This window comes from Psychroserpens sp. Hel_I_66, from assembly GCF_000799465.1.
GTDB lineage: Bacteria > Bacteroidota > Bacteroidia > Flavobacteriales > Flavobacteriaceae > Psychroserpens.
In genome coordinates this window covers 2693488-2715683 of record NZ_JUGU01000001.1, presented here as the reverse complement: position 1 = coordinate 2715683, position 22196 = coordinate 2693488, and the positions used below count along the sequence as shown (strand labels likewise).

The window sequence follows — 22196 nt, the reverse complement described above, 5'->3', positions numbered from 1 at the left end:
TCGTAATTAGATGTTGAGAATTCGTTTTTTAGGATTGAACAGATTGTCGTGAAAACTGTTATTCACTACTGTTTGTTGTACTAATCTTCATTTTCTTTATAGATCCCAATCTCTAATTCTCCTTTGTCATTCATTGTAGCACGATACATGCCAGAAGTATTAAATTCCGCAACCATGTTTCCATTTTTATCAACCGCAACAATACCTCCATCACCACCAAGTTCTGGCACTTTTTTCTGGATGACTTCTTGAGCAGCCTCTTTAAGAGACAGTCCTTTGTATTGCATCAAGGCAGAAATGTCATGAGCTACCATGGCACGAATAAAATATTCTCCCCAACCTGTGCTCGAGACAGCGCAAGAATTATTATTGGCGTACGTTCCAGCACCAATAATTGGTGCATCTCCAACACGTCCATAACGTTTGTTGGTCATGCCACCTGTTGAGGTTCCTGCAGCCAGATTTCCATTTTTATCTAACGCAGCACAACCCACGGTTCCAAATTTTGAATCTTTAATTTCTGGGTCGTAAAAGGCTTGTTTGTTGTTTTGATCTTGTTCTGTTTTTTCTTTTTCTATAATGCGCTTTAGGGAATTAAATCTATTTTCAGTATAAAAGTAAGAAGGGTCTACGATGGTCAGTCCTTGTTCCTTTGCATAAGTTTCCGCTCCAGCACCAGCCATCATGACGTGTGGCGAATTATCCATAATGATACGCGCTAAATTGATTGGATTTCTCACGGTGGTTGTTCCTGCGGAAGCGCCTGCATTCAACGTTTTCCCATCCATAATTGACGCGTCGAGTTCATTGGTTTCAGCATTTGTAAAAACAGCACCTTTTCCCGCATTGAAAAGAGGCGAATCTTCCATTATGTTAATCGTTTTTTGAACTGCATCGAGACTGCTTCCGCCATTTTTCAAAATCTCATAGCCAACTCTAATGGCTTCTTCCAATTTGGCTTTATAAGCAGCTTCCTTTTCCGAAGTCATATTCTTTTTAAGAATGGTACCTGCACCACCATGTATTATAATGGCAAACTCTGCTTTGGGTTTTTCTTTTTCTTCGGAAATATCTCGTGTGATGTTCTCTACATTGTCATCTGGATTTGGAACGAGTTCTCCACAACTTAAGCACAGGGAAAATAGTAAAGCAAAAAGTACAGTATTTGAATTCATAACATTTCGTTTTTAAGTGCTTTAAAGTTACAGCATTCCTGAATTTGCATCAAGAAAAAATGATAAATTATTAGTAACTTCGCGAGATAATTTAATAAATCATAAAAATTAAGCAGATATGGAAGCAATTGCTACCGATTTCGGAATAAAAGAAGCATTAAGCCAATTAGGCGTTAAGGATGTAAATAATGGAACATCGACTGGGTCAAACAATTTCTCAAATGGTGAAACTATAGAATCCTACTCTCCGGTTGACGGTCAATTAATAGGAAAAGTAAAAACGACAACAAAAGCAGATTACGAGAAAGTGATGGATGCAGCAACAAAAGCATTCAAATCTTGGAGAGATGTGCCAGCTCCACAGCGAGGGGAAATCGTTCGTCAATTTGGAAATAAATTAAGAGACCTAAAAGAACCTTTAGGAAAATTGGTGTCTTACGAGATGGGGAAATCTCTACAAGAAGGGTACGGAGAGGTTCAAGAAATGATTGACATCTGTGACTTTGCTGTAGGATTGTCTCGCCAGTTAAATGGGCAAGTCATACCATCTGAACGTCCAGGACACGTTATGAGAGAGCAATGGCACCCAATTGGTGTTGTTGGTATTATTTCGGCATTCAACTTTCCTGTGGCAGTTTGGGCTTGGAATACAGCCTTAGCTTGGATTTGTGGAGACGTTTGTGTTTGGAAACCTTCAGAAAAAGCACCGTTATGTTCAATCGCATGTCAAAATATCATTGCAGGAATTTTAAAGGATAATGATTTGCCAGAAGGCATTTCATGCATCATCAATGGAGATTACAAAGTTGGTGAAATGATGACTACAGATAGTAGAATTCCATTAGTATCTGCTACAGGTTCAACCAGAATGGGACGCATTGTTGGTAAAACAGTTGCCGAGCGTTTCGGAAAATCTTTATTAGAGTTGGGTGGAAACAATGCCATCATCATTACACCAACTGCAGATTTAAAAGTAGTGGTTCCAGGAGCAGTATTTGGAGCAGTTGGAACTTGTGGTCAACGTTGTACATCAACCAGACGATTAATCATACATGAATCGGTTTACGATAAAGTAAGAGATGCTATCGTTGGCGCTTACAAGCAGTTAACTATTGGTAACCCGTTGGACGAAAAGAATCATATTGGTCCGTTAATTGATAAAGACGCAGTAGACACGTACTTATCTGCTATTGAAAAAGCAAAAAAAGAAGGCGGAAATGTTTTAGTTGAAGGTGGTGTTTTGGAAGGCGAAGGTTATGAAAGTGGCTGTTACGTAAAACCAGCAATCATAGAGGCAGAAAACGATTTTGAAATCGTACAGCACGAAACATTTGCTCCCGTTTTATACTTAATGAAATATTCTGGAGATGTTGAAAACGCTATTGAAAAACAAAATGGTGTTGCACAAGGTTTATCGTCTGCAATTATGACTAATGAAATGAAAGAAGCAGAGAAATTCTTGTCTTATGCAGGATCAGATTGTGGGATTGCAAACGTAAACATAGGTACTTCTGGTGCAGAGATTGGTGGAGCATTTGGAGGCGAAAAGGAAACAGGTGGTGGACGTGAGTCTGGATCTGATGCTTGGAAGGTTTATATGCGTCGTCAAACAAATACCGTAAATTATTCTGATGAGTTACCTTTAGCTCAAGGGATTAAGTTTGATTTGTAAAAACTCAAATTATTTAATAGAAAAAGCCACATCTAAGGATGTGGCTTTTTTATTACAAAGTAACGCAACCTTTTTATGATTTTTGCATCTATAGTTAAAACCAACTCATTATATGAAAGTAAAGATGTTTATACTGCTAACCTTTTTTGCATTTTTCGTGAATTGTGAAGTTCCATTTGAAGACAATTCTAGATTATTGATAAAGGGACAAGTTTTAGACGAAAACAATCTACCAATTACAGATGCTGATGTAGCAGTTTATGTTGGAAGTAATGACAATGCAATTTTGGGATCTGATGGTCAATTAATAGGAGAAGGTAACACCATTAGTGATGGTACATTCTCAATTGTCACACTTTTTGGGCGCGATGATAATTTTATAGTTGAGGTATTTGTAAATAATGAATACTCAACTTATTCTTATAAAACAAATACAGTAATATTTACACCAACTAATCTCTTAATAGATTTAGGTACTGTACCAATTAAAAGAAGAGCACTCTTCAATATAAATATTACCAGAACAAGTCCGCCAGATACAGAATTTCAATATACCATAGCCTACAAAAGTAATATGTGCAATGAAGTTTACATGAATGAGGAACTTATTGAAGAAGAGTCTTTCTGTTTTAATACTGAAACCTTTGGTGGAAATTTAAGCAATGATAACCCTACTGTAGATACAAATTTCTCTTCAATAGTAGGTTCTGATGTTGTGTTTACATATTCTGTAAATGGAGCACCACAAATCACTCAAACATTAACCATCGACCAAACAGACTATGAATTTAACTTTAGCTACTAATTTTAAACAGATTTTGATTTGTTGCTTATTATCATTTTCAGTTTTAAATGCTCAAGATAATATTGAATCTAAAGAGGAACTTCCAAACGATTCTTATAAAAATGAGAGTTATAAAACTGCACTAATTTCTTTTGATGTTTATAAGCCAGTTATTAGTGAGAATAGCTTTATTGGGCAGGGTACAGTAGGAAATTTGAGTTTTAAGTTTGACGCTCAATTTTTTGTCTACAAGCGTTTTTTTGTAGGCATATCTACTGGGTTTACATTTTTAAATGTTAATGATCCAAGTTTTACTGGTATATATAATAGAAGTACGGTTTCTAATGTTTCATTACATTTGGGTTATGAACAACCAGTTGCCCGAAATCTAAATATTGGAGGGAGTGTTTCACCATTTGGCAATGCCACATATAAAAATGTTATAAATCAAGGTAGATTAGAACAGCAAAGAGATTATGCAAAACCAATAATCTTGCGAGCCTATATTAGCTATAATATTTCAACCAATTTTTCCGTTTATTTGGATTACTCTTTTAGAAGTGATAAGACCGAAATAAATACAGCTCCAGAAATTCAGGATAATTTCAGTAAAATCCAATACCATAATATTGGACTTGGGATTGGCTTCTACCTCGGAAAAAAACCAATAATTGATTGATTTTAATTCCGAAGAAACCTCATCTAATTAGAACAAATTATTTGTTTACGCTATTACACTATGTGTAAATTGGACTTCGTTTAATGTACTCCATAAAAAAACCTTACTTCATCACGACGTGCGTTTCAGAAATAAGGTAATTTGTAATTGATTAATAGCATTTCAAAAGTCGTGAAATTCTGCTATACTTTTCAAAAAAAACTATGATTGGTAAATAAAAGTGTATAAACGGTATCAATTTGTTAATTAGTGTTAAAATAACCGTTTAAAAGGAGATGGTATTGAGCACTAATAAAAAATTTATCATTTTATATTACAGTATAAAAAAACAAAAACCTCATTTCGTTTTCGATAAATCGATTTTGAAATAAGGTTATATGTAATTGATTAATAGCAACACAAAAATGCTAAAAAATCTATAAGGTGTACAATAAATACTACAAAAAGCAAAAAAAAAGGTATGAACGGAAAATTTTGTAAAAAACCCTAGGTTAACTGTACTTCACTTTTCTTAAAACCCTAATAGCATCAAGATATGAATCATAAACTTGTATGCTTGTTTTTTTTAAAAAGGGTTTAGCCTCAATTAATTTGTCTATTGCATTATCAAAAGAGTTTAGGTAGCAAATAAGATAAGTTGCTGGTAGATTTTTGAGATCTACGTGTTCACTTTTTGTTAGTGACTGCCCCTTCTTAAGCTTCTCAAGAATGGTATTATTAGCATTATAGATGTGATGTAATATGACTTTATTAAATTGAGGAGGCTGAAAAAGTAAATTGGTCTCTATATTATAATGGGCATTATCTTCAAAATTTATGATGGTTTCTTCAAGTTGATAATATTTTTTTTCATTTTGAAGTCCGAGTAGTACATATTCAATAATCTTAAAACTACTATCGTCATACGAAATAGTGACTTCATCCAGTTTTGAAAAGAATAACCGTACCTGCTCATTTATAAGCTCGATATCCACACGGGAATAATAAACATTTTGTTTAATTTCTTTTTTTTGACCAGACCAGCACAACACAAAATATTCTTTAAAAACCTTGTATTTTGGATTGTAATCTTTGCGCTTATTCATAAAATCAAATACACCATCAAGTGTATATTCAATATTATTTTGAGAGTGGGATTCTATTGCAGCTACGATGTTAGAATTGAGATCTTTAATCTCAATATCAAAAACCTTAGGCATACTAATACTGCCATCTCTAAAAAAGACAGAACCACCATAATATTTCCAGATATTCTTTCTTAAAGACGTAATATCATTAATTGGCCTAATAGTTACAAGCCCAACAACTTTATCATCTGGTAAGTGCGGAAACGGAATATTCTCATATTGCACAATTGGAGGATTTGAGAGATAAGCGTTGATGAGGTTTTGAATTTTACTATCATCAAAAAAACTCACACCAATAATCTTATTGTCTTCATCTTCAACCCCAATTACAATATATGAGTTGTTTTTTGGGTTGCTGTTTGAGAGCGCACAAACATGTTTTAAAAACTTGGCTTTACCTTCTTTATGGGTGATATCGACTTTTCGCTTTTTGTCATAAAAACTGTTCTCATCATTGTGAGCAAGTAGGTTTTTAATAAGTAGTCGTTTATTAATCATACCATTTCCCGTGAAAACGAGAATCTAAATGCCTACAAAAGCAGGAATCTCTATTCTAATTCTTACCATAGCAGTACTATCATTTATTAATTTTTATTTAATCCATAGGTCTCGTCTCCCCAATAATAACTCCAAAATCACCATCTAATTGCTCCCATCTTTTCTTCGGAAGATAAGTTCTGGAAACAAATCCGTCGAGATAAAGCGCATTTTCACAACCATTGTTTTTAAAAAATTCTGCAAAGTCATATAAGTTGATGGTGTCTTTTGACATCGCAAATAAAAGAGCTCCATTTTTAAGTATGCCAACTCCATTTCTAATGTGTACATTTTTTGAACCTTTTACAAACACCGGATGGATGTCTCCGTCAATCACCAGCATTGGTCCAGATTGCGTTGCGTAAGTGATCGTTGGTGTATATTTGAAATCGGTTGTTTTACAAATTTCCCCTTTGTTGTTTTTGGTGAGATAAAATATACCGTTGGGTTGCAAATAGAAATTTCCGTAGGCATCTTTTGTAGTATCAATCTGCTTTTTTGTGATTCCTTTTTCTATAAACAAACCTTGGGGTGAACCATCTTTTAGGTACATGCCACCATTCATGGCAAAGACGAGCTCACGGTTTTTGTTGTTGAGCTCTTTTTTTAAAGCTTTAAAATTTCCGAAGTTAGAATCATTATCAGCCTTTAGATAAAATTTTAGATCTTGATTTTCAAGATTTACAATATGTGTCACGAAGCGTTTGTCTTGTATTTCTTGTGCTGAAGATGTGCATGACCAAAAACAGATTATTTGAATTAAGGTGCTTAACCAACTAAATTTGAGGTGTTTTTTCATAAATCCTTATTCACAATAGTACTGCTGGCTTGAGCGGTACAGAACATGAGTACGTCGGCTATATTTACATGTGCGGGTCTTGAAATTGCAAACTGGATGACTTCTGCAATGTCTTCTGCTTGCAATGCCTTAAATCCTTTATAAACATTATCTGCAACGGGATCTCCTTTAAAACGTACTTTTGAGAATTCGGTTTCTACAAGACCTGGATTGATTGCTGTAACTTTGATGCCAAAGGGATTTAGATCTATGCGCATGCCTTCGGTGATTGCTAAAACAGCGTGTTTGCTTCCGCAGTATACATTTCCTTTTGGATACACTTCTTTTCCCGCAGATGAACCAATGTTTATGATGTGTCCGCTTTTTCGTGCTGTCATTTGCGGTATAATCGCCTTGCTCACATAAAGCAATCCTTTTACGTTGATATCTATCATGGCATCCCAATCGTCTAAATTTCCTGTTTGGATTGGGTCTAATCCATGTGCATTTCCTGCGTTGTTGATTAAAATATCTACTTGTTTAAAACCTGGAGGGAGCGCTTCTATAGCATCAAAAGTTGCTTTTTTATCCCTTACATCAAAGTTAAGGGTGTGTACATTGGTTTGTTTGCTTAACTCTTCCTTTATAGTGTCTAGGCGTTCTTGACGTCTTCCGCAGAGAATAAGGTTGATTCCGTGTTTTGCAAATTCTTGCGCTGTTGCTCTGCCTATTCCACTAGTTGCTCCTGTTATTAGGGCTGTTTTTTTTATTTTCATTTTTTATTTTATTATAAATTATGGCACTTTATGTCCTTGACAAGCCACTAATATTTTAAACCAATCTTCTAATTCTAAATTAATGGATGAGGCTCTCGATGCATCAGCAATTCGCTGTTTTGTTGTGGTACCAATGACTGGATGAATGTTTGCTGGGTGTCTTAAAATCCAGGCTAAAAGCAACTGGTCTTCGGTGGCGTTGTATTTTTTTAGTAATTCTCCAAGTTGTTTGTGGATGCGCCTGGTTTGTTCTGTGTCTTCTTTAAAAACACTTCCCAAAGGTGACCAAGCCATTGGTAAAATGTTATTTACAAGCATAAAATCCAATGAGCCATTGTGCATCGCTGTGTGTTGGGTAAGTGAAAATTCAATTTGGTTTACCGATATGTCCATAGCTTTTGAGACTAATTGCATTTGAGACGTTGTAAAATTAGAGACTCCAAAATGTTTGATTAAACCTCTTTTTTTTAAATCTGAAATGGCTTCTGCAATCTCATCTGGATGCATTAAGGGACTAGGTCTATGAAGGAGAAATAAATCTAAATAGTCTGTTTTTAAGTTTTTGAGAGATTCTTCTGCAGACCAAATAATATACTCTTTACTGTAATCGTAATGCTTAACGGTATTCGATCTTGCGTCACCTAAATATTGAATTCCGCATTTACTAATGATTTCTATGCGTTCTCTTTTAATGCCACTTTCCGCGAAAGCGAGACCAAAATCTTTTTCAGTAGAGTAATCACCGTAAATATCTGCATGGTCAAATGTGGTTATGTTTTGTTCTATGCAATGCTGCATAAGTTCAATCATTTGGTTTTTTTGAAGTTTTTTGCCCCAACTTCCCCAAGTCATGGTGCCTGCAATTAATCGAGAATATGTCACTTTTTTTTCAGTTTATGATGGTTTTTATGCAATTCATGTATAAAAATAGTCAAATCTAGAACAATTGAATATTATTGTTAGAGATTAATTAATTGTCCCAAAATATGAAAGCCTCACGCACATTCAAAATTATAGTTATTGGTGTATTGACCTTGTTTTTAATGACCAGCTGTTCTAATGAGTTAGAAACGGAAACCTTCGAAAATAGTAGTTTGATAACAGTGAAAATTCAAGGTACTCCTTCAATTTTAAGCAAAGTGAATTTAGAAATTATAGATGTACAATTGCGTGTTTTGGAAGATGAAACTTCTCCAAATGCGTGGGTAAGTTTACATACAGTTAATACTGGAATTCACGATTTAACTAAAATCAATACTAACGATGTCGTGACATTAGTAGATTTTGAAGAAATCCCGAGTCAATTTATTTATAATATAAAATTGGTCTTTGGAGATCAAAATTCAGTATTAAAAAACGGATTAGAATACACGCTAAACATTAACGAGAACTTTAATAATGCAGCTACAAATATTGTTGGTAAACAACTACAGACCAACAAAATGTATGATTTTGTATTGGTACTTGATCTCGATAATTCTATTGAAATGTCTTCGGAAGAAAATGCAAATCTAAGTCCTAAAATGTCAACTGAAATGAGATTATATAATCTTTTTTAATTCAATCTTATTTAATTTAGGACGTCTTAAGTGTTGTTTTTTGCGTATATGTTATAAACGAACCCAAAAAACTAATATGAATACACTTACAATTTTCACTTTTTTTATTTTTTGCCTAGTATTAACTGGTTGTAACGATGATGATTCATCATCAACTGTTCAAGGTACATCTAAATTAACCGTAAGACTTGTTGATGAACCTGGAGATTTCGAACACGTTTACATTGATATTGTAGATGTTTTGGTTAAAGTTAATAATGATAGCGAAGATGATAATTGGCAAAGTTTAGAAGCCATTAATACAGGTATATACGATTTACTTGAGTTAACAGGCGGTATTAATGTATTACTGGCTGATGAATATACAATTCCTTCGGGGACTTTAAACCAAATCAGGCTTGTTTTAGGAAATAATAATACTGTAGTTATAGATGGTATTTCTCAAGAACTTACAACACCTAGTGCACAGCAATCAGGATTAAAGATCCAAGTTAACGAAACGCTTGAGCCAGATTTTGAATATGTGTTTTGGTTAGACTTTAATGTTGATGAATCTATTGTAATTGCTGGTAGTTCTGGAAATATCATTTTAAAACCAGTTATAAGAGCTTCTGCGGAAATATCTACTGGTATAATAAGTGGAACTATTGCACCTAGTGATGTACAAACGTTAGTAAGTGTGAATGTAGGTTCTGAAGTTATTTCTACCTATGCAGATATTGATGGTAATTATGTTTTAGTTGGTGTTCCTGCAGGAAACTACGATGTCACTTTCACTCCAGATATAGATTCTGGTTTACTGCCAACTGTCGTTGAGGACGTAGAAGTTGTGGTTGGTCAAACTACAGTTTTAGACGTTGTCATTTTATAAATAAAAATTAGATACGATTTTTAAAGAGCGTTACCGAATGGTGACGCTCTTTGTTTTGTGATATCATCATTCTTATTTGCAAAATAACTTTTAACCAAATGTTAACAGCAACTCAGCAAAAATTTTAACAATTTGCGATACTAAATAAAAAGGAGTTAATCCTAGTCTTTAAAAAGAAATATAATGGAAGATACTGGTACAATTGACATTAAAAGCATCAATGAAAAAATAGAAAGAGAAAGTGCTTTTGTTGATTTATTAATGATGGAAATGAACAAAGTCATCGTTGGTCAAAGGCACATGGTAGAACGATTACTTATAGGTTTGTTGGGCCAAGGGCATATCTTATTAGAAGGTGTTCCGGGACTTGCAAAAACATTAGCCATAAACACGTTGTCTCAAGCAGTTGATGGAAGTTTTAGTAGAATACAGTTTACACCAGACTTACTACCTGCAGATGTTGTGGGTACGCTCATTTACAATATGAAGATAAATGATTTTTCCATAAAAAAAGGGCCAATATTCGCCAACTTTGTGCTTGCAGATGAGATCAATAGAGCACCAGCAAAAGTACAATCGGCATTGCTGGAAGCCATGCAAGAAAAGCAAGTGACCATTGGTGACGAAACCTATATTTTGGATAAGCCATTTTTAGTAATGGCAACACAAAACCCAGTAGAACAAGAAGGAACTTATCCCTTGCCAGAAGCACAGGTAGACCGTTTTATGCTAAAAACGGTTATTGATTATCCAAAACAAGCAGAAGAGCAACTCATCATGAGAGCTAACCTTAAAGGAAGTTGGGAAAAAGTAAATCCGGTAGTTTCCGTAGCGCAAATCTTGAAAGCTCAAGAAGTAGTGAGAGAAGTGTACATGGATGAAAAAATTGAAAAATACATTCTCGATATCATTTTTGCAACACGATATCCAGACCAATATAGATTACCAAATTTAAAGCCATTGATTTCTTTTGGAGCATCACCTCGTGGAAGTATCAACTTGGCAACTGCTGCAAAATGTTACGCATTTATTAAGCGTCGTGGTTATGTGATTCCTGAAGATGTTCGAGCTGTAGTTTATGATGTACTGCGTCACAGAATTGGAATTACTTACGAAGCAGAAGCAGAAAATATAACTTCGGAAGACATCATCAACAAGATTGTAAACGAGATAGAGGTGCCTTAGAATTGTCATTCCGCACTCGATGCGGAATCTCTTTAACTTTTATAACAAATTTAATTTGATAGATTCCGCATCATGTGCGGAATGACAGAACACAAAAATGGATACCAAAGAACTCTTAAAAAAAGTACGAAAAATTGAGATCAAGACACGACGACTGTCTGATCATATATTTGGAGGCGAATACCACTCGACTTTCAAGGGTCGTGGTATGACTTTTTCTGAAGTTCGCCAGTACCAATTTGGTGATGATGTTCGAAACATTGATTGGAATGTTACCGCACGCTACAACGAACCCTACATAAAAGTATTTGAAGAAGAACGAGAATTAACCATGATGCTCATGGTTGATATTTCGGGATCGGAGTTGTTTGGTACAGACGAGCAGTTTAAAAATGAAATTGTTACTGAAATCGCTGCGACACTGGCTTTTTCGGCTACACAAAATAATGATAAGATTGGCTTGATTCTGTTTTCAGATGTGATAGAACTTTATATTCCGCCAAAAAAAGGACGTTCTCACGTATTAAGAATTATTAGGGAACTCATTGAATTTAAGCCTAAAAGCAAACTCACAGATATTTCCGAAGCATTGAAATTTTTATCCAACGTGATGAAAAAGAAAGCTATTGTATTTATACTCAGTGATTTTATTACAGATGATGATTACAAGCAAAATTTAAAAATAGCAGCAGGTCGTCACGATATTACAGGAATTCGCGTTTTTGATAAAGGAGAGGAAGAAATTCCAAACCTCGGGATGGTGCAGATGCAAGATGAGGAAACAGGTGAATTAATGTTGGTAAATACTGCTTCTAAACAAGTGAGAACCAATTACAGTAATTACTACAATGAGAAGGTAGATTATTTTAGAGAAATCTTTACAAAATCTGGTTCTGGTACGATAGATTGTCGTGTGGATGAGAGTTATGTGAAAAAATTACTGGGTTATTTTAAAAGACGATAATACTTAGAAATTAGCAAAAAGTGATAAGACAAAAGTTAGCATATGTAAAGAATTCTAAAACGAACAAGATGTCCATCTTTTTCGTTGTTGCCTTATGCCTTATTTCTGGAACCTTATCCGCTCAAGTCACAACTTCTATTGACACCACAAAAATAAGGATTGGTGAGCAAATCACTTATAGGATAAACGTTGAGGCAGATACTACAGATTTGGTGGTTTTTCCAGAAGGCCAAACATTCATGCCTTTGGAGGTTATTGAGTCTTACAAAATCGATACAACAAAGAACACCATCAAATTTCAGCTGATAAAAAAATATGGGCTAACGCAATTTGATTCTGGATCTTATACCATTCCAAAGCAAAAAATAATTATAGGCACTAAAACCTATTTTACAGATTCTTTGCGTGTTGAGGTGCGAACAATTCCTGTTGATACCACAAAACAAAAGCTCTACGATATTAAACCAATGATCAAGGTTGATAAGGCAGCAAGCAAATGGTGGTTATATGCATTAATTATAGTGTTGGCTTTGGCATTGATTGGCTTTATTCTGTATTGGTTGATTTGGCGTAAAAAGCCACTTTCCGAAGAAGAAAAAATAGCGCAATTACCGCCTTACGACAGAGCTAAGCTGGCTTTAAAAAAATTAGATGAGAGTGATTATCTTCAAAAATCTGAATTAAAGGGTTATTATTCGGAGTTGACATTCATCATAAGAAAATACCTCGATGAAAAAGTGTACGATCGCGCATTAGAAAGTACAACAGATGAGTTGGTTTCCCGATTAAATATGCTTAGAGATGCCAACCAAATTGAGTTGAGCAATGATGATATCAATAATATTGAAACCATCCTTAAACGTGCCGATTTGGTGAAATTCGCAAAATCAGCACCAGATGTTGAATTGGCAAGATTGGATAGAAATACAATTGACGTCGAAATAGATCAAGTTAAGGAAGCCTTGCCAGAACCAACCGAAGAAGAAAAATTACTTGACGAGAAATACAAAGAAGAGCAAGAACGCAAACAAAAACGTAAAAAGATTTGGATTACCGTCGCTGCAAGTATTTTGATTTTGATTGCTGTATTTGTGGGATTTGGCGTAAAATATGGTTTCAAATACGTGGTTGATACTATTGTAGGCGAAGAAAGCAAAGAACTTTTAGAAGGAGATTGGGTGCGTAGTGATTATGGTGTGCCACCAATTATGATCTCAACTCCTGCGGTTTTAGAGCGTGTTGAGATGCAGGATATTGATACACTTCAACAAGCGAAAACGACCATGTTTTCGTACGGTGATTTAGATACTGCCATGAATATTTTGGTGAGTACTACCAAATTCAATAATCTTGGTAAAAACGAAGAGGGAGAACCTAATAAAATTGACTTAAATCTGTCTATCGAAGGTAATATCAAATCCTTTGAAAATAATGGAGCTAGAAATCTTATTGTCAAAAAAGAGCAGTTTATAACACCTAATGCTGCCGAAGGCTTAAAGGCATACGGTACAGCAGAATTTCCTACGGAAGAAGACGGTGAATTTAGACAAGCAGAATATGCCATTTTTGCTTTTACTGCGGAAAACGTCTTGCAACAAATAGTCTTGGTATGGAACAATCAAAACGAGTATACCAACCAAACGATTGATCGTATTATTGATTCTATAGAACTTAAAAAACTACAAGAAGAATAATGTTTGAAGGAATAGAATTTTTAAATAAAGAGTTTTTCTGGTTGTTTCTACTGCTACCATTAGCAATTTTATGGTACTTTTTTAAGCGTAAAAGACAAACTGCAGAACTTAAAATGTCAAGCATTAAAGGCTTTAAGGTTGGTAATTCTTTGCTTCCAAAGTTACGTCCGTTATTATTTGTATTACGTTTGTTGGCACTTGCATTTTTAATTGTTGCTTTGGCAAGACCTCGGACGTCAGACGAGACTACAAAAACAAAAACCACCAAAGGTATTGACATTGTAATGGCAATAGATGTCTCTGCAAGTATGCTGGCAAAAGATCTATTGCCAAACCGTTTGGAAGCATTAAAAAATGTAGCGTCAGAGTTTATAAAAGGACGACCAAACGATAGAATTGGTTTGGTAGAATATGCAGGAGAGAGCTATACAAAAACACCAATTACGAGTGATAAAGGGATTGTGTTGCGCTCGCTAAGAGATATAAAATACAATACTATCATTGAAGGTGGAACAGCCATTGGTATGGGACTGGCAACCTCTGTGAACCGATTAAAAGATAGTAAAGCCAAGAGTAAAATCATTATACTGTTAACAGATGGAGTTAACAATTCCGGTTTTATAGATCCTAAAATTGCAAGTGAACTCGCAGTAGAATATGGTATCAAAGTCTATACAATCGGTTTGGGAACAAACGGTATGGCGCTATCACCATATACTATTTTACCTAACGGAAATTTTCAATACCGAAGAGTGCAAGTCGAAATCGATGAAGCGCTCCTCAACGAGATAGCAGACGTCACTGGTGGAAGATATTTTAGAGCAACAGATAACAAGAAACTAAAAGAAATTTATAACGAAATCAATAAACTAGAAAAAACCGAAATCGAAGAAATCAAATACACGACGTATGATGAAAAATACCGTCCGTTGATTTTAATCGCTTTAGGTTTACTGCTTATTGAAGTTTTGCTCAGGTTTACGGTTTTTAGAAGTTTTGTTTAAGGACAGTAGACAGAAGACAGAAGACAGAAGACAGAAGACAGAAGACAAGAGGGATAAGATATAAGGTTTAATAAGATATAAGGTTTAAAGCGAAAAGAGGAGAACAACTAAACAGTTCCACAAAAAACAAATAAACAATATAAAGAATGTTCGATTTTCAATTAGAAGAAAAAGTATGGTTTTGGATATTGCTGGCAATCCCAGTAATTATCTTACTGTTTGCCATACTTCAATTTTGGAAATACAGAACTCAAAAACGTTTCGCTAACTCAAAAATATTGAAACGTTTGAGTCCCAATCAATCGTTATTTAAGTCTATTTTAAAAATTGTTGTGCTTAGTTTGGCAGTAGCTTGTTTCGCCATTGCATTGGTCAATCCAAAAATTGGCACCAAGCTGGAAACCGTAAAACGCCAAGGTGTAGATATCGTTTTTGCAGTAGATGTTTCAAAAAGTATGCTGGCAGAAGACGTTGCACCCAACCGTCTCGAGAAATCAAAACAGCTCGTCACACAAATTATCAACAGCTTGGCAAGTGATCGTGTTGGGATCATCGCTTATGCTGGAAAAGCGTTTCCGCAGTTACCGATTACGACAGACTATTCTTCAGCAAAAATGTTTCTCAACAACATGAATACAGATATGCTCTCCTCCCAAGGTACAGCAATCAATGAAGCTATAGAATTGGCAAAAACCTATTTTGATGATGAAGAGCAAACCAATCGTGTGTTGATCATTATTTCAGATGGAGAAGATCACAGCGATGTCGCGAGTAATGTGGCTGATGAGGCGAGTGACGAAGGCATCAGGATTTTTACTATTGGTGTTGGTGACGTTAAAGGTGGTCCAATCCCAATCAAGCGTAATGGCGTTTTGCTCAACTACAAAAAAGACAACCAAGGCGAGACCGTTGTAACCAAACTCAATGAAGAGACTTTAAGAAATATCGCAGACGAAGCCAATGGTGCTTACATTAATGGTAATAACACCGCAGACGTTATCAAAGAGATCAAAGATATTTTAAACCGAATGGATAAAACTGAATTTGAAGCCAAGGAATTTGCAGATTATAAAGACCAATTTCAATGGTTTTTAGGTTTTGGGATTTTCTTTTTATTCTTGGATATTTTCTTTCTGGAGCGTAAAACCGCTTGGTTAAAACGACTCAATTTATTTAATGAGAATTTTTAGGGTTGCTTCGGAAATGTTATGATGTGAAAGTCTGGTCTTGTTAACCAATATTTCATACAACAATAACCCTTCCAATATTTTATAAAATCTTTAACTATAACAAATTCACTAGTTTTATATCTTGCTAAGCATTTTGTTGATGCGTTTTCGTAAAAACAAAAACTGATTTTAATCTATGAAATTATACATAACCTACATCCTAATTTGTGTTGCAAGCTTTTCTTTTGCACAACAAAAAGATAAAGAAAAAGAACAACAGTTAGCGCTGGAGAATGCTAAAAATTATGTCTATGAAGGCAATGAGCTTATCGATGCAGATAATTACATCAATGCAGAGATGGAGTATAGAAAAGCCATTTCTCAATCGCCATCTGTAGTTGCGGGCTCTTATAATTTAGGAAACACTTACTACGACAAAGGCAACTACGACGAAGCTTTGTATCGTCACACAGAAGCTGCAAAAAACGCAACTTCAAAAGAAGAAAAACACAAAGCCTATCACAATATTGGGAACGTGTTAATGAAAGAGGAACTATGCAAAGAAGCGGTAGAAGCTTACAAAAACGCATTGCGTAGCGACCCAACCGATGATGAAACACGCTACAACCTTGCCATAGCGAAAGAATGTGCTGCACAACAACAGCAAGAACAGGATAAGGAAGAAGATAAAAAAGACGAGGACAAAGAAGACGAAGATAAAAAAGAAGATAAGAAGGAAGACGAGAAAAAAGAAGATCCTAAAGACGAAGGCGACCAAGACAAGAAAGATGGTGAAGATGAAAAAGATGAAGATGGTAAGCCTAAAGATGAAAAAAATAAAGGCGATGGCGAAAAGAAAGACGATAAAAAAGAAGAAGGACAACCTAAGCCTCAACCAGGTCAACTTTCACCTCAGCAAATAAAGAATTTGCTGGAAGCGATGAATAACAATGAACAAAAGGTTCAGGAAAAAATAAATGCCGAAAAACAAAAAGGTGTTAAGGTAAAACCAGAAAAAGATTGGTAATAAACAGCTTTCAAACTTATAGTTCAAAACACAGAAACACAGAAACACAGAAACACATATTACATCTTCATGAGAAATTTGAAACATCTATTTTTGTTCGTCACAATATTCGCAGTTGGTATGGGTTTTGCTCAAGAAAAAGAAGCAATTAAAGCTAATGATAATAATTTAAATGAAGCTGTTCATATAATTGCCAAAATGTCTAGCGATCAAGTTTCCGTAGATGGAATAATCAACATTGAGTATCGTCTTTATGTTTCACAAGACGTTGGTATTTCAAATTGGAAACTGATAGAAAAACCAACTTATGACGGGTTTAGTCAAAACGACATAAAGTTAGAAAATCTACTTATTGAAAACGTAACGTATAAAGGCAAGCCTTACCGAATGGTTATCATAAAAAAGGATGAAATTAAAGCAATACACCAAGGTGAGTTCAATTTTGAGCCTTTACAATTAGAAGTAACCGCTAAGGTTGCAGAAAAAACGAATACAAACGAAGGACTTGGTTTTTCAATGAAAGAAGTTATATTGAAAATGAAGTCTAATGCATTAAAAATTAATGTGAAGTCATAACATTTCCGAAGAAAAAAATTGAGATGAAACTCATAAAACACATATCTATTTTATTAATCGTACTCTCATCGAGTATGATGTTTGCTCAGGTCAAATTTGAAGCTAAAGTAAGTAAGACTAAATTAGGTCAAAACGAACGTTTGCGAATCGATTTCACAATGAATAAGGATGGCGATAATTTTAACGCGCCAGATTTTGAGAACTTTCAGGTCATTGGTGGACCAAATACATCGGTTAGTAACTCTTGGCTTAATGGAGCTCATTCTTATGCAAAAACGTACAGCTATTTCTTGGCACCACAAAAAAAGGGAAGATTTACCATAAATAGTGCGAGCATTGAAATTGAGGGCAAGATTTATAAAACAGATGCGGTTACGGTTCAGGTGACCGATGAGGTTAAACGACCTAACGATCCTTACAATGTAGAAGGTCAGGCTACAGAAAACATCCATTTAGTGGCAGAAGTTTCAAAGTCTGACCCTTATCTCAACGAGGCCATCACGGTAGTCTATAAACTTTATGTTTCTCCAAATACAGGTGTGAGCAATTGGCGGGAAGTTGATAATCCACGTTACAATGATTTTTGGAGCCAAAAGATAGATACCAAGGGTTTGCGAGTGCAAAACGGTACATATAAAGGAGAAGATTATCGATTTGTAGTGCTTCGGAAAACGGTACTTTACCCACAAAAATCAGGAAAACTGGAAATAGAACCTTTAACATTAGATATTACTGTTGAGGTACCAACAAACAGACGCGATATTTTTGGTGGAAGGCACATGGCGCAAACCAACCGTACCGTTTCCGCAGGAAGTAGAACCATTAACGTAAAACCATTGCCAGAAGAAGGAAAACCAGATGATTTTACTGGAGCAGTTGGAGATTTTAAGTTTAATGTGATGACCTCAAAATCTAATTTAAATGCTTCGGAAAGTTTACAAGCCACCGTCGAAGTTACAGGAACAGGGAATTTGAAATTGTTTCAGCTACCAAAGTTGACCTTACCAAGTTCTTTGGAAGTTTACGAACCAGAGCACAATGAGTCTATTAAAACGTATCTAGGTGGCATGCAAGGGTCAATTGCAGATACGTATACCATTGTTCCGCAGTATAAGGGTAAATATCCAATTCCAACGGTCTCGTTTTCTTATTTTGATTTAGAGAGCGAAACCTATAAACGCGTATCCTCTGGAGAAATAATAATTGATGTTATAGATGGACCAATCAATAACTCATCTGGTGACGATAATTTGGCAACTGCAAATACAGATAAAAAGGAAGTGACTTTAAATAGCGATCAATTTGCATTTGTAAAAACCGAAGCGAATCTAAAACCAATACAAAGCGATCCATTTTTTAAATCTACACTATTTTGGGGCTCACTTTTATCACCTTTATTATTAATACCATTGGCAATAGTTTTTCGTAGAGAGCGTGAAAAACGCAATGCAGATGTCTTTGGAAATAAAATAAGAAAAGCAGATAGGCTTGCTAAGAAATATCTTAGTGAAGCTAAAAAATCATTAGGCGATAAAGAGGCGTTTTATATTGCTCTTGAAAAAGCATTACATAATTACCTTAAAGCGAAATTACAGATTGAAACGAGTGATTTCAGTAAAGAAAAAATAGAAGAGATTCTTGTGGAGCGTCAGGTTAATGAAGTAACCGTAAAAGAGTTTATCAGTATTTTACACCACTGTGAATTGGCGAGATATACACCAATCACCAATGTGGAAATGCAACAGGATTATGATAAGGCAGCTTCTACAATTTCAACAATAGATAAAGAAATACAATAGTGATGAGACCTATATTATACTTATTTATATTTCTGTTGGGAACATTATCATTTGCACAAGGCAACAAAGCATTTGAACAAGCAAATACGTTGTACAATGAGGGTAATTATACAGAGGCTTTAAATAGATACACTTCTATTTTAGAAGAGGGAGAGCACTCTGCAGAACTATATTACAATATCGCAAATGCGCACTATAAATTAAACCACATTGCGCCAAGTATTTATTATTATGAAAAAGCGTTATTATTAAAGCCTAATGATAAAGATATTTTGAACAATATAGCTTTTGCAAAAAATATGACCATTGATGATATTGAAGTTGTGCCAGAAGTTGGTTTTTCCAGACTTATTAAAAAAGCGACGAATATAATGGTTTTTGATAAATGGGCTAAAGTGTCGGTGGTATTGGTAATCCTTTTTGTGCTATTATTTTTAGTCTATTATTTTTCTCAAAGCACTTCTAAAAAGCGTTTTACATTTATAACAAGTCTGTCTTTTTTAATTTTGGCGCTTATAGCGCTTTCATTTGCGTTTAACAGTTATGGTCTTGAAAAGAAAAACCAGCCAGCTATTGTTTTTGCTCAAGAAAGTCAAATTAAAAGTGAGCCAAATTTGAGAAGTACAGAGGCTTTTAAGCTTCATGAAGGCACTAAGGTACAAGTTGTTGATACTGTATCTAATTGGAAGAAAATCAAATTAGCAGACGGTAAAATGGGCTGGATACTAAACGACGATATCAAATTATTGAAAGATTTTTAGGCAATCTTTAACCATATCTCGAAATTCTAGTCCTATATTTGTAAATCTTAAACCAACTATGAAACAGAAAATATCATCCATTTTTTTTCTTTTGATATTTACTGCGCTTATTACAGCGCCTTCTGTTATTATGGTTATCGACGATTCTATCGATATTTCTTGTTTATATTCTTTAACCGAAGAAGAGGAAGAAAAAGAAAATAATATTACCAAAGAAGGCAAAATATTCTACTACAACTCAATGAAGTTGATAACTTATATTGAAAGTTTGGAAAAATTCAATAAGACTGCCTATTTCTTCAAAACTTATCAAAAGCCTCATCTCAATATTATCTTTTCACCTCCAGAATTCATTTCTTAATATTATCATTAGGGACAAATTTGTCTTAAAAATTAATTATTAATAATTAGCTATCGAAATTTTCTTTAGCACAAATAGATATTAAATGTTTAAATATATTAAGAATGACATACCAGCTAGTATAGTTGTATTTTTTGTCGCATTACCCTTGTGTTTGGGTATTGCACTAGCCAGTGGAGCGCCTTTATTTTCTGGTGTTATAGCAGGAATTATAGGAGGAATCGTAGTAGGAGCTTTAAGTGGTTCTAAGATTGGAGTAAGTGGTCCAGCAGCAGGATTAGCAGCTATTGTATTTTTAGCAATTCAAGACTTCACAGAGACTTACGGAGGTTTTCAAGAGGGCTTTAAGGTTTTTCTTGTCACTGTAGTAATAGCAGGTGTAATACAACTATTATTTGGTGCGTTGCGTTTTGGTATTATAGGGTACTTTTTTCCGTCTTCTGTGATTAGAGGTATGTTGACAGGTATTGGAATAATTATTATTCTTAAACAAATTCCGCATTTCTTTGGTTATGATTCCGATCCCGAAGGTGATTTTTCGTTTCAACAAGTTGATGGAGGAAACACGTTTAGCGGAATAATGGATGCAATTGGTAATATAAGTATTGGAGCAACGCTTATTGGACTTATTTCTCTGGCGATTTTATTACTTTGGAGTAATGTTTTATCTAAAAAAGGTAAATTTTTCCAGCTAGTACAAGGACCGCTTGTAGCTGTTGTTGTTGGAATTATCTATTATATTCTAACTGCTTCAAATGATAAATTTGGTATTAGCCCTGAACATTTAGTTAGTGTTCCTGTTCCAGACGATTTTGAGTCATTTCGAGGCCAATTCAGTTTTCCGAATTTCGCAGCCATCAATAATCCTGCAGTTTGGATTACCGCATTTACGATAGCATTGGTAGCAAGTTTAGAGACATTATTATGTGTAGAAGCTACTGATAAATTAGATCCACATAAAAATGTAACGCCAACTAATAGAGAGTTATTTGCGCAAGGGACAGGAAATATTCTTTCAGGTTTAGTGGGAGGACTTCCAATTACACAGGTAATTGTTAGAAGTTCTGCAAATATTCAGTCGGGTGGTAGAACAAAAATTTCTGCAATTATTCATGGTTTTTTCCTGTTAATTTCTGTGATTTTGATTCCTACATTACTAAATAAAATTCCTTTATCTGTATTAGCAGCAGTGCTTTTCATCGTTGGTTGGAAATTAGCTAATCCCACGTTATTTAAGAAAATGTATGATATGGGTTGGAAGCAATTTCTACCGTTTATAGTAACGGTTGTAGGAATCGTATTTACGGATTTATTGGTAGGTATTGGTTTAGGACTTGCGGTTGGGATCTTTATCATTTTGATAAAAAGTTTTCAAAACTCCCACTTTTTGCATAAAGAAGGTGAAGATGTAAATGATGGAAAAATAAAAATGACTTTAGCTGAGGAAGTAACATTTTTTAATAAAGCTTCAATTTTAAAAGAATTGGATAATTTACCTGAAAATAGTTACTTAGAGTTAGATGTAAGAAAAACAAGATACTTGGATAATGATATTATCGAAATTCTCGACGATTTTGCTTTTAAAGCCAAAGAAAGAAATATTGATATAAAAATAATTTCAGATCGTGGAATTGTAGAGAATCCTGAAAGTTTTATAGAATTTTTTAAATTGGAGAAAAAATCCTAAAATAAAATAAT

Annotated in this window: 21 protein-coding genes; 16 read left to right on the top strand and 5 right to left on the bottom strand. The window is 34.6% G+C overall.

The features are described 5' to 3' along the window. Nucleotides 1–80: 80 nt before the first annotated feature. Complete coding sequence (locus GQ40_RS12115; RefSeq protein WP_047548705.1) at nt 81–1175, bottom strand: isoaspartyl peptidase/L-asparaginase family protein; 1095 nt, start codon at nt 1173–1175, stop codon at nt 81–83. Between the two features lie 118 nt (nt 1176–1293). On the opposite strand from GQ40_RS12115, the gene GQ40_RS12110 reads away from it, so the two are divergent. From GQ40_RS12110 to GQ40_RS12100, 3 genes are all read left to right on the top strand, one after another. Then, complete coding sequence (locus tag GQ40_RS12110; protein WP_047548702.1) at nt 1294–2847, top strand: aldehyde dehydrogenase family protein; 1554 nt, start codon at nt 1294–1296, stop codon at nt 2845–2847. A gap of 112 nt (nt 2848–2959) precedes the next feature. After that, nucleotides 2960–3652 carry a hypothetical protein gene (locus GQ40_RS12105; RefSeq protein ID WP_047548699.1) on the top strand — a complete coding sequence of 231 codons (693 nt, stop codon included), beginning with the start codon at nt 2960–2962 and terminating at the stop codon, nt 3650–3652. Next, nucleotides 3630–4310: a hypothetical protein gene (locus tag GQ40_RS12100; protein WP_047548696.1), complete on the top strand. Its 681-nt coding sequence runs from the start codon at nt 3630–3632 to the stop codon at nt 4308–4310. The genes GQ40_RS12105 and GQ40_RS12100 overlap by 23 nt, the downstream gene beginning before the upstream one ends. Before the next feature lie 491 nt (nt 4311–4801). Here the strand turns inward: GQ40_RS12100 and GQ40_RS12095 are convergent, their stop codons facing one another. The 4 genes from GQ40_RS12095 to GQ40_RS12080 form a co-directional block, all read right to left on the bottom strand. Further along, nucleotides 4802–5935, bottom strand: coding sequence for an ATP-binding protein (locus GQ40_RS12095; RefSeq protein WP_047548693.1), 1134 nt, complete (start codon nt 5933–5935; stop codon nt 4802–4804). 97 nt (nt 5936–6032) lie between these two features. Continuing rightward, nucleotides 6033–6773, bottom strand: a complete 741-nt coding sequence (locus tag GQ40_RS12090; RefSeq protein ID WP_047548690.1) for a phosphodiester glycosidase family protein — start codon at nt 6771–6773, stop codon at nt 6033–6035. After that, nucleotides 6770–7522, bottom strand: a complete 753-nt coding sequence (locus tag GQ40_RS12085) for an SDR family NAD(P)-dependent oxidoreductase (protein WP_047551913.1) — start codon at nt 7520–7522, stop codon at nt 6770–6772. The genes GQ40_RS12090 and GQ40_RS12085 overlap by 4 nt, the downstream gene beginning before the upstream one ends. Before the next feature lie 24 nt (nt 7523–7546). Continuing rightward, the gene (locus GQ40_RS12080) at nt 7547–8410 is read right to left on the bottom strand and encodes an aldo/keto reductase family oxidoreductase (RefSeq protein WP_047548687.1); all 864 of its coding nucleotides are present in this window, start codon (nt 8408–8410) and stop codon (nt 7547–7549) included. Between the two features lie 104 nt (nt 8411–8514). On the opposite strand from GQ40_RS12080, the gene GQ40_RS12075 reads away from it, so the two are divergent. From GQ40_RS12075 to GQ40_RS12015, 13 genes are all read left to right on the top strand, one after another. After that, complete coding sequence (locus GQ40_RS12075; protein WP_047548685.1) at nt 8515–9087, top strand: DUF4382 domain-containing protein; 573 nt, start codon at nt 8515–8517, stop codon at nt 9085–9087. A 76-nt stretch (nt 9088–9163) separates the two neighbouring features. Further along, nucleotides 9164–9958, top strand: coding sequence for a DUF4382 domain-containing protein (locus GQ40_RS12070; RefSeq protein ID WP_052184244.1), 795 nt, complete (start codon nt 9164–9166; stop codon nt 9956–9958). 183 nt (nt 9959–10141) lie between these two features. Continuing rightward, entirely contained in the window at nt 10142–11143 is a 1002-nt protein-coding gene (locus tag GQ40_RS12065; protein WP_047548680.1) for an AAA family ATPase, read from the top strand. A gap of 97 nt (nt 11144–11240) precedes the next feature. Continuing rightward, a complete protein-coding gene (locus GQ40_RS12060) occupies nt 11241–12107 on the top strand; it encodes a DUF58 domain-containing protein (protein WP_047548677.1) in 867 nt (288 codons plus the stop codon). 68 nt (nt 12108–12175) lie between these two features. Continuing rightward, nucleotides 12176–13801 carry a BatD family protein gene (locus tag GQ40_RS12055; RefSeq protein ID WP_047548674.1) on the top strand — a complete coding sequence of 542 codons (1626 nt, stop codon included), beginning with the start codon at nt 12176–12178 and terminating at the stop codon, nt 13799–13801. Beyond that, nucleotides 13801–14805, top strand: a complete 1005-nt coding sequence (locus tag GQ40_RS12050) for a vWA domain-containing protein (protein ID WP_047548671.1) — start codon at nt 13801–13803, stop codon at nt 14803–14805. The genes GQ40_RS12055 and GQ40_RS12050 overlap by 1 nt, the downstream gene beginning before the upstream one ends. A 146-nt stretch (nt 14806–14951) precedes the next feature. Next, nucleotides 14952–15995 (top strand): vWA domain-containing protein, encoded by a 1044-nt coding sequence (locus tag GQ40_RS12045; protein ID WP_047548668.1) that lies wholly within the window; start codon nt 14952–14954, stop codon nt 15993–15995. Between the two features lie 175 nt (nt 15996–16170). After that, the gene (locus GQ40_RS12040; protein WP_047548665.1) at nt 16171–17001 is read left to right on the top strand and encodes a tetratricopeptide repeat protein; all 831 of its coding nucleotides are present in this window, start codon (nt 16171–16173) and stop codon (nt 16999–17001) included. 78 nt (nt 17002–17079) lie between these two features. Beyond that, nucleotides 17080–17577 (top strand): hypothetical protein, encoded by a 498-nt coding sequence (locus GQ40_RS12035; RefSeq protein ID WP_231565571.1) that lies wholly within the window; start codon nt 17080–17082, stop codon nt 17575–17577. A 23-nt stretch (nt 17578–17600) separates the two neighbouring features. Next, nucleotides 17601–19376: a BatD family protein gene (locus tag GQ40_RS12030; protein WP_047548652.1), complete on the top strand. Its 1776-nt coding sequence runs from the start codon at nt 17601–17603 to the stop codon at nt 19374–19376. Between the two features lie 2 nt (nt 19377–19378). After that, complete coding sequence (locus GQ40_RS12025; RefSeq protein WP_047548649.1) at nt 19379–20137, top strand: tetratricopeptide repeat protein; 759 nt, start codon at nt 19379–19381, stop codon at nt 20135–20137. Nucleotides 20138–20195: 58 nt separating this feature from the next. Next, nucleotides 20196–20498: a hypothetical protein gene (locus GQ40_RS12020; protein ID WP_052184243.1), complete on the top strand. Its 303-nt coding sequence runs from the start codon at nt 20196–20198 to the stop codon at nt 20496–20498. An 85-nt stretch (nt 20499–20583) separates the two neighbouring features. Beyond that, a complete protein-coding gene (locus GQ40_RS12015; protein WP_047548647.1) occupies nt 20584–22185 on the top strand; it encodes a SulP family inorganic anion transporter in 1602 nt (533 codons plus the stop codon). Nucleotides 22186–22196 lie beyond the last annotated feature (11 nt).